This window comes from Actinosynnema sp. NPDC059797 (assembly GCF_042732085.1).
Taxonomy (GTDB): domain Bacteria; phylum Actinomycetota; class Actinomycetes; order Mycobacteriales; family Pseudonocardiaceae; genus Actinosynnema.
Genome location: NZ_JBHWIE010000340.1, coordinates 1 through 7,657, shown reverse-complemented (window position 1 = coordinate 7,657; position 7,657 = coordinate 1). Strand labels below are relative to the sequence as shown.

At 75.4% G+C, this 7,657-nt stretch carries 8 protein-coding genes; 1 reads left to right on the top strand and 7 read right to left on the bottom strand.

What is annotated here, in order from left to right:
* From ACFV4N_RS36485 to ACFV4N_RS36460, 6 genes are all read right to left on the bottom strand, one after another.
* The coding region (locus ACFV4N_RS36485) for a transketolase family protein (RefSeq protein WP_499677231.1) at positions 1-818 on the bottom strand (818 nt) is incomplete at its 3' end.
* Positions 815-2,359, bottom strand: coding sequence for a thiamine pyrophosphate-binding protein (locus ACFV4N_RS36480; RefSeq protein WP_499677230.1), 1,545 nt, complete (start codon positions 2,357-2,359; stop codon positions 815-817). The genes ACFV4N_RS36485 and ACFV4N_RS36480, both read right to left, overlap by 4 nt.
* Positions 2,356-3,387: an N-acetyl-gamma-glutamyl-phosphate reductase gene (gene argC / locus ACFV4N_RS36475; RefSeq protein WP_499677229.1), complete on the bottom strand. Its 1,032-nt coding sequence runs from the start codon at positions 3,385-3,387 to the stop codon at positions 2,356-2,358. The genes ACFV4N_RS36480 and argC overlap by 4 nt, the downstream gene beginning before the upstream one ends.
* Before the next feature lie 41 nt (positions 3,388-3,428).
* The gene (locus ACFV4N_RS36470) at positions 3,429-4,550 is read right to left on the bottom strand and encodes a [LysW]-lysine hydrolase (protein ID WP_499677228.1); all 1,122 of its coding nucleotides are present in this window, start codon (positions 4,548-4,550) and stop codon (positions 3,429-3,431) included.
* On the bottom strand, positions 4,547-5,395 hold the full coding sequence (locus ACFV4N_RS36465) for a RimK family alpha-L-glutamate ligase (RefSeq protein WP_499677227.1): 849 nt from the start codon (positions 5,393-5,395) through the stop codon (positions 4,547-4,549). Before ACFV4N_RS36465 ends, ACFV4N_RS36470 begins: the two co-directional genes overlap by 4 nt.
* The gene (locus tag ACFV4N_RS36460; RefSeq protein WP_499677226.1) at positions 5,392-5,562 is read right to left on the bottom strand and encodes a lysine biosynthesis protein LysW; all 171 of its coding nucleotides are present in this window, start codon (positions 5,560-5,562) and stop codon (positions 5,392-5,394) included. The genes ACFV4N_RS36465 and ACFV4N_RS36460 overlap by 4 nt, the downstream gene beginning before the upstream one ends.
* A 203-nt stretch (positions 5,563-5,765) precedes the next feature.
* Here ACFV4N_RS36460 and ACFV4N_RS36455 point away from each other — a divergent pair, with 203 nt between their 5' ends.
* Complete coding sequence (locus ACFV4N_RS36455) at positions 5,766-6,491, top strand: sulfotransferase-like domain-containing protein (RefSeq protein WP_499677225.1); 726 nt, start codon at positions 5,766-5,768, stop codon at positions 6,489-6,491.
* Positions 6,492-6,498: 7 nt separating this feature from the next.
* Here the strand turns inward: ACFV4N_RS36455 and cysC are convergent.
* Positions 6,499-7,657: adenylyl-sulfate kinase (gene cysC / locus ACFV4N_RS36450; protein WP_499677224.1), on the bottom strand; the 1,159-nt coding region annotated here is incomplete at its 5' end.

The window sequence follows — 7,657 nt, the reverse complement described above, 5'->3', positions numbered from 1 at the left end:
GTCCACGCCGTGCCCGCGTTCACGCCGACGACCTCCCGGTGGGGCAGCAGCAGCGCCAGCGTGCTCGCCACGCCGCCGGTCGGCCGGTGCTCCTCGACCACCACGAACCTCCGGTGCCGCGCCGCCAGCTCCGGCGCGGCCGCGGTGAGGGAGGCGTAATCGACGAAGCACAGGTGCGCGTGCGCCACCGACCGCTGCGCCGCCGCGGCCAGCGCCAGTTCCGTGCCGGTCTCGCCCACCGACACCAGGCACACGACCGGCGGCCCGGTGGACACCCAGTTGACCGGCGGCGGCACGTCGCCGTCGAACGGCGCGGACGTGAGGGCCGCGTTGCGCCCGGTGCGCACGTAGAACGGCCCGGACGAGGCGGCGGCGTGCCGGATCACCGCCCGCATCTCCTCCTCGCCGACGGGCGCGGCGATGGTGATGCCGGGGAAGGACTGCACCACGGCCAGGTCCTCCAGGCAGTGGTGGGTGGTGCCGAACCACGCGCCCGACACGCCCGCGTACGGCGCGACGAGGACCACGCCCGCGCCCAGGTAGCCCATGCCCAGCTTCACGCTCTCGGCGGCGCGCAGCACGGCGAAGGGCGCGAAGGTGCTCACGAACGGCCGGTACCCGGCGACCGCCAGGGCCGCCGCCATGTCGATCATCGCGGCCTCGGCGATGCCCAGGTTGAAGAACCGCTCGGGGTGCTCCTGCGCGAAGGGGTGCCCGCGCCCGCCCAGGTCGGCCTCCAGGCACAGCAGCCGCAGGTCGCTCCGGGCCAGCGCGGTCAGCTCCGCGCGGTAGGCGTCCCGCCCCGACCGGGCGCTCACCGGACCGCCCGCTTCCACCGCTCCGCCCTCGCCCCGTCGATGACCGCGTAGTGCGCGCCGGCCCTTCCCTCCACCGCGGGCACGCCCCGGCCCTTGACGGTGTGCGCGATCACCGCGCGCGGCCGGTCGCCGGTCGGCGCCGCGAACACCTCCCGCAGCGCCGCCGGGTCGTGGCCGTCCACCTCGGACACGTCGAGCCCGAACGACGCGAAGCGCGCCGCCAGGTCCGGCAGCGGCGAGATGTCCGCCACCAGGCCGTCGTTCTGCCCGCCGTTGCGGTCCACCACGACCACCAGGTTGCCCAGCCGCCGCGCCGCCGCGACCTGGAGCGACTCCCACACCAGCCCCTCCTGCAGCTCGCCGTCGCCGGTCACCGCGATGGCCAGGCCCGAACCGCCGGACAGCCGCTGCGCCAGGGCCCAGCCCGCCGCGTAGGGCACGCCGTGGCCCAGGCTCCCGGTGGGGAACCGCACGCCGGGCACGGCGGGGCTCGGGTGCCCGGTGTAGGGGTGCCCCGCCGCGCCGTACAGCGGCGCCGGGTTCTCCGCCAGCCGGCCGGACACGTGCAGCACCGCGTACAGCGCGGCCGCCGCGTGCCCCTTGCTCAGCACGACCTCGGTGCCGTCGCCGGCGTCGGCCCGGTCGAACGCGGCGACCAGGACGTCCACGACGGACAGGCTGCCGCCGAGGTGGCACCCGGTCGGCCGGGCGGCCATGTCGACCACCAGCCTCCTGGCCTCGGCGGCCCGCTCGCGCAGGACGTCGTACCCGGCCCGGCGGAACCTCGTGACCCCGGCCGGGTCGCGCAGCGCGTGCGGACCCATGATCGCCACGTCGGCCACGGCGGGCAGCGCCAGCTCGGCGGCCCGCACCTTCTGCCGCATCCGCCCCCGCGCGGACCACGACCCGCCGACGGCCGCCTCGGCGATCGTCGAGCCCGGGTCGGCGGGGTCGGCCAGCAGCCCGGCCGTGCCGGTCACCAGCCACAGGTGGTCGGCGCGCAGCGCGGTGGCCAGCTCGGCGGCCAGCACGTCGGCGTCCAGGTTGAGCGGCGTCCCGCCGTCGTCGGCGGCCACCGGGGGCGAGAGCACCACCACGTCGTGGGTGTCGAGCAGCGCGGTCAGCCGCTCGACGGCCACGGCGGACACCGTGCCGATCCGGTGGTCCCGCACGACCCTGGGCCGCCCGGCCACCGACGCCCGCAGCGGACCGGACGGGGTGGCGGTCACCAGGCCGGCGGCGCCGGTGGCGGTGAACACCGACAGCCCCGCCAGGCCCTTGGCCACGTCCGGCAGGATCACCCGCTCGTAGGCGTCGACGAGGTGCGCCATCTCCTCGGGCGGGCAGTACCGCACCTCGTCGCCGTTGCGCAGCACCAGGACGGGCACCTCGCGGCCGATTTCCCGGTAGTGGCGCGCGATGCCGGCCGCGCCGCCCGCCACCACCAGCAGCCGCGTCCGGCCGGCCAGCTCGGCGACCTCCTCGAAGACCGCCGGGTGCGCCAGGGTCGCGCTGCCCAGCTTCACCACGTGCAGGCTCACGGCGCCACCGCCGTGAACGGCAGCCCCAGGTGCTCGGGGAACCCGGACAGCCGGTTCAGCGCCTGCACCGCCTGGCCGGCCGCGCCCTTGAGCAGGTTGTCCAGCGTCGCGACCGTGACCACCCGCCGCCCGCGCACCAGCGCCGCGACCTCGGCGACGTTCGACCCGACCACGGTCTTCACCGTCGGCAGGCCGTGCCCGCGCACGCGCACGAACGGCGTCGTCGCGTACGCGGTGAGGTAGGCGCGCCGCACGTCCACCCCGGTCACCCCGTCCCGCAGCGTCGAGTACGCCGACACCAGCACGCCGCGCGCCACGTCCAGGCTGTGCGTGGAGAACTGGAGGTCCACCTCCGCGCCGGCCAGCGCCCGCAGCGCCCGCAGCACCTCGGGGCCGTGCCGGTGCCCGTGCGGCTTGTGCGGCCGGAAGTTGCCGAACCGCTCCGCCGGGTGCTCGGTCGGGTCCTTGCCGCCGCCGCTGGACCCGGTCTTGGCGTCCACCACCACGTCCGGCTCGACGAGCCCGCCGGCCACCAGCGGGTACAGGGCGTAGAGCGTCGCGACCGCCATGCACCCGGGCAGGTTCAGCAGCCGCTCGCCGGGCACGCCGAACTCCGGCACGCAGTAGGCGAACGGCTCCGACCGGCCCACCGAGGCCGGGTAGTGCTCGGCGACCTGCGCCGGGTCGACCAGCCGGAAGTCGCCGGCCAGGTTGACCACGCGCTCCGCCCGGTCGGCCACCAGCGGCAGCACGCCGGGCAGCCGCCCGCCGGGCAGGCACCCGAACGCGACGTCCACCTCGGGCAGCTCGGCCAGCGGCCGCAGCCTCAGCCCGCGCGCGCCGGGGTGGTTGCGCACCGACGGCAGCACCCGCTCCACCGCCGCGCCCGCGCTGCGCTCGGAGGACAGGAAGGCCGGCTCCACCCCGGGGTGGTCCAGCAGCAACCGCACCAGCTCCGCGCCCGCGTACCCGGTCGCCCCGACCACCGCGACCCGGACCGGCCCGCGACCCGCTCCCACCTGTTCCACGCGCACGCTCCCGTCGAGGTCGTCGAGTTGCCGCCGCGCCGTCACCGGGCCGCCGCGCCCGCACGGGCGGGTGCCGGCAGCGCGACCGGGTCCGGCTTCGGGCTCGGGCTCGCCAGCAGGGAGCCCAGCCGCGCCAGCGCCGTGTCCAGCACGTCCACCGACCGCGCCAGCTCCGGCAGCGCGACGTGCTCGTCACCGGTGTGGTCCAGGTGCGAGTCGCCGGGCCCGTAGGCCACCATCGGCACGCCCCACTCCGCCGCGACGTTCATGTCCGAGGTGCCCGCCTTCAGCTTCAGCCGGGGTTCGCCGCCGTGGGCCTTGATCGCGGCGCGCAGGGCGCGGGCCACGGGGTCGCCGGCCGGCCGGCGCACGGCGGGCACCCGCTCGTCGAAGGTCACCGTCCCGCCCGAGCGGCGCCGCAGGTGCCGCTCGAAGTCGTCGAAGTCGAAGCCCGCGGGCACCCGGCAGGTCAGGGACGCCCGCGCCCGGCTCAGGTCGCCCTCCAGCCGCACGAGGGTGCCCGCCGCGGCGCCGAAGGCCACCGGGTCGTCGGACGCCGAGTGCGCGCGCAGGTAGTCGTGCACCAGGGCGCAGAACTCGACGGCCACCTCGACCGCGGTCCGCTCGGGGCTGCTGGTGTGCGTCGGGGGGCGGGTGACGTCGAAGTCCACGCCCACGCGCCCCTTGTAGCCCAGGCAGATGCCGTCCCAGCCGCTCGGTTCGCCGATCAGCACGGCGTCGGGCCGGGGCAGGGTGCGCAGCAGGTGCCGGGTCCCCCGGGAGCCGGGCACCTCCTCCCCCACCGCGCCGACGACCACGGCGCGCACGTGCCGGGCGCGGGAGGCGGCGGCGATCATCGCGGCCATCGGCCCCTTGGCGTCCACCGCGCCGCGCCCGTAGAGCAGGTCGCCGACGCGGCAGACCGGGATCGCGCCCGGCACGGTGTCGATGTGGCCCAGCAGCAGCACGGTGGGCGCGTCGCGCGGTCCCGCCGCGCCGTGCGCGTTGCCCGCCTCGTCGACGTGCGCCTCCATGCCCAGGCGCTCCATCTGCTCGACGAGGAACCCGGCGAGCTGCCGCTCGTGGCCGGAGACCGAGGGGATGGACAGCATCGACCGGAGCAGCCACGCCACGTGCCCGGCGCGGGCCTCGGGCCCGGTCACCGGAGCACCTCCAGCAGGTGGTCCACCACGAGGTCGGCGATGGGCAGGTCCGGGTGGGCCGAGGCGAGGCCGTGGAACTCCACGCCGGCGTTGACCTCCAGCACGACGCGGTCGCCGGTGCAGGACTCCAGGACGTCCACGCCGAGGATGCCGCCGCCGACGGCCTTGGAGGCGCGCTCGGCGAGGTCGACCAGCCCGGGGTCGAGCGGGACCGGGCAGGCCCGCGCGCCGCGGGCGGTGTTGCGCACCCAGTGGTCCGAGGTCCGCTGGGCGGCGGCGACCGCGTGGCCGCCGACGACCAGGACGCGGATGTCGCGGCCCTCCACGAAGCGCTGCGCGTAGGCGAGCTTCTGCACCGGCGAGGGCGAGCCGGCGCGCAGGTCGAACACCGCCTCGGCGGCGTCGGTGTCGTTGACCTTGGCCAGCCCCCGGCCCCACGAGCCGACGACGGGCTTGACCACGGCCGGGAACCCGACCTCGTCGACCGCGCGGACGCCCGCCGCCGCGTCGAGCGCGACGACGGTGTCGGGGACCGGCAGGCCGGCGCAGCGCAGCGCCCAAGTGCCCGCGATCTTGTTGTCGCAGGTGGCGAGGGTGTCCGCGGAGTTCAGCACGGGGATGCCCATCACCTCGCAGTAGCGGCTGATCTCGACCCTCCTGGTGGCGGACAAGGCCCGGTTGAGCACCGCGCGCCACGGCGGCGGCGCGTCACCGATCCGGTACACCAGGGAGCGGTCGTCCACGTGCACGGTCGACAAGCACCGCCTGCCCAGGGCCTCCAGCAGCACCCGCTCCTCGACGCGGATGCGGGTGGCGACCAGGACTACCGGTTCCGCACGGCTCACTCCCCCCAGTCCTCCTCGACGTCCGGGGCGAGCGCGAGGATCAGCGGTTCGACCGAGACGACCTCCAGTCCCGACGAGCAGGTGCCGCAATCGACGATCTCGGCCACCATGACACCCGGACCCAATTCGACGTCAGCATTGCACTCAGGGCATTTGACGATTGCCATAGCAGTCAAGGTCCGACCTCCCGGGCGCTGTCGCGAGAACGACCTGCAACGCGGCCGAGTACAGCACCTGGTATAAATGGGAGTCAAGCGCCCCGGAGCCTGTTCACGATCCCCGTCGGCGGTTGTTCAAATGCATTTTCCGCGCAGTTGAACACGTGGCGCTCGGCGGTAGGCTCGCACCCCTCGCACCCGAGGAGGACGACATGGTTCAGCACGGTCCGCCGCGCATCCTCGCGCTGTGGAGCGCGCCCCGGTGCCGTTCCACCGCGTTCCTGCGGATGATGGGCGAGCGGGGCGACTTCCAGGTGCTGCACGAGCCGTTCTCGCACGTCGCCGACTTCGGCGCGACCCGGGTCGGCGACCGGCGGGTGGGCACCGAGGCGGAGCTGATCGCGGCGCTGCGCGCGCTGTCGGCGAGCGGCCCGGTGTTCTTCAAGGACACCACCGATTTCCACTACCCCGTGCTGCTGGCCGATCGGGAATTCCTCGCCGAGGTGCGGCACACGTTCATCATCCGGCACCCGCGGGAGGCCATCGCCTCCCATTTCGCGCTGAACCCGGGTTTGGGCCGCGACGAGATCGGGTTCGCCTGGCTGGCGGAAATCTTCGACGCGGTCGTGGCGGCCGGCGGCGAACCCGTGGTGGTCGACTCCGACGACCTGGTGGAAAACCCGGAGGGGACCGTTCGGCGGTACTGCGCGGAGGTCGGGATACCGTTCCGGCCCGAGGCGCTGTCGTGGGGTCCCGGCATGCGCGAGGAATGGGCGGGCACCAGCCGCTGGCACGAGTCGACCAGCCGCACCAGCGGTTTCTCCCGGACGGCCACCGCGTACGCGCGCACCACCGACAACGACCCGGTGCTGGCCGGGTACCTCCGCCACCACCTCCCGTTCTACGAGCGGCTGCGGGCGCACCGGCTGGCCGTCTGAGGACCCCTCACCCGTCCGAGTCGTCGAGCACGCCCATCACGCGCAGGTGGTCCACGATGAGCGCCACGCCGCCCTCGGGGTCGACCGCCGCGGTGTCCACGCGGACCTCCGGGTCCTCCGGCGGCTCGTACGGGGAGTCGATGCCGGTGAAGTTCGCCAGCCGCCCCTGCCTCGCCCGGCGGTAGAGGCCCTTGGGGTCGCGCCGCTCGGCGACCTCCAGCGGCGCGTCCACGAAGACCTCGCAGAACTCGTCCGAGCCGACCAGCCGGCGGGCGAGGTCGCGCTCCTCCCGGAACGGGGAGATGAACGCCGCGATCACGATGAGCCCCGCGTCGACGAACAGCCTGGCGACCTCGGCGACGCGGCGGACGTTCTCCACGCGGTCGGCGTCGGAGAACCCGAGGTCGCGGTTGAGGCCGTGGCGGACGTTGTCGCCGTCGAGGATGTAGGTGTGCTTGCCGAGGCCGTGCAGCCGGCGCTCCAGCAGGTTCGCCAGGGTGGACTTGCCCGCGCCGGACAGACCGGTCAGCCACACCAGGCACGGTCGGTGGCCGTTGAGCCTGGTCCGCGCCCGCTTGTCGATGTCGGTCCGGTGCCAGTGCAGGTCGTCCCGGCCGTGCAGGGGCAGGTCCAGCAGCCCCGCGCCGACGGTGCCGCCGTCGAGCCGGTCGATGACCAGGAACCCGCCGGTGTGGCGGTTGCGCCGGTAGGGGTCGAACGCGACGGGCCGGTCGAACTCCAGGTCCACCACGCCGATGTCGTTGACCTCCAGCCGGTCGGCGGGCACCCGGTCGAGCGTGTCGACGTCCAGCCGGTGCAGCAGGGCGACGACCGTGCCCGCCACCGTGCGGGTGCCGATCTTGAGGTGGTAGGGCCGCGCCGGGAGCATGGGCCGCTCGTGCATCCACACCAGGTGCGCGCGGGCCCGGGAGGCGACCGCGGGCTGGTCCTCCGCCGCGCACAGCAGGTCGCCGCGGCTGACGTCGACGTCCTCGCGCAGCACGACGGTCACGGCCTCGCCGGCCACCGCGTCGGGCACCTCGGCCGTGCCGCGCACGACGGCGTCGACGGTGGCCGGGGTGCCCGCGGGCGCGACGCGCACGGCGTCACCGGGGCGCACCACGCCGCCGGCGACGGACCCGGCGGCGCCGCGCCGCCCGTCCGGC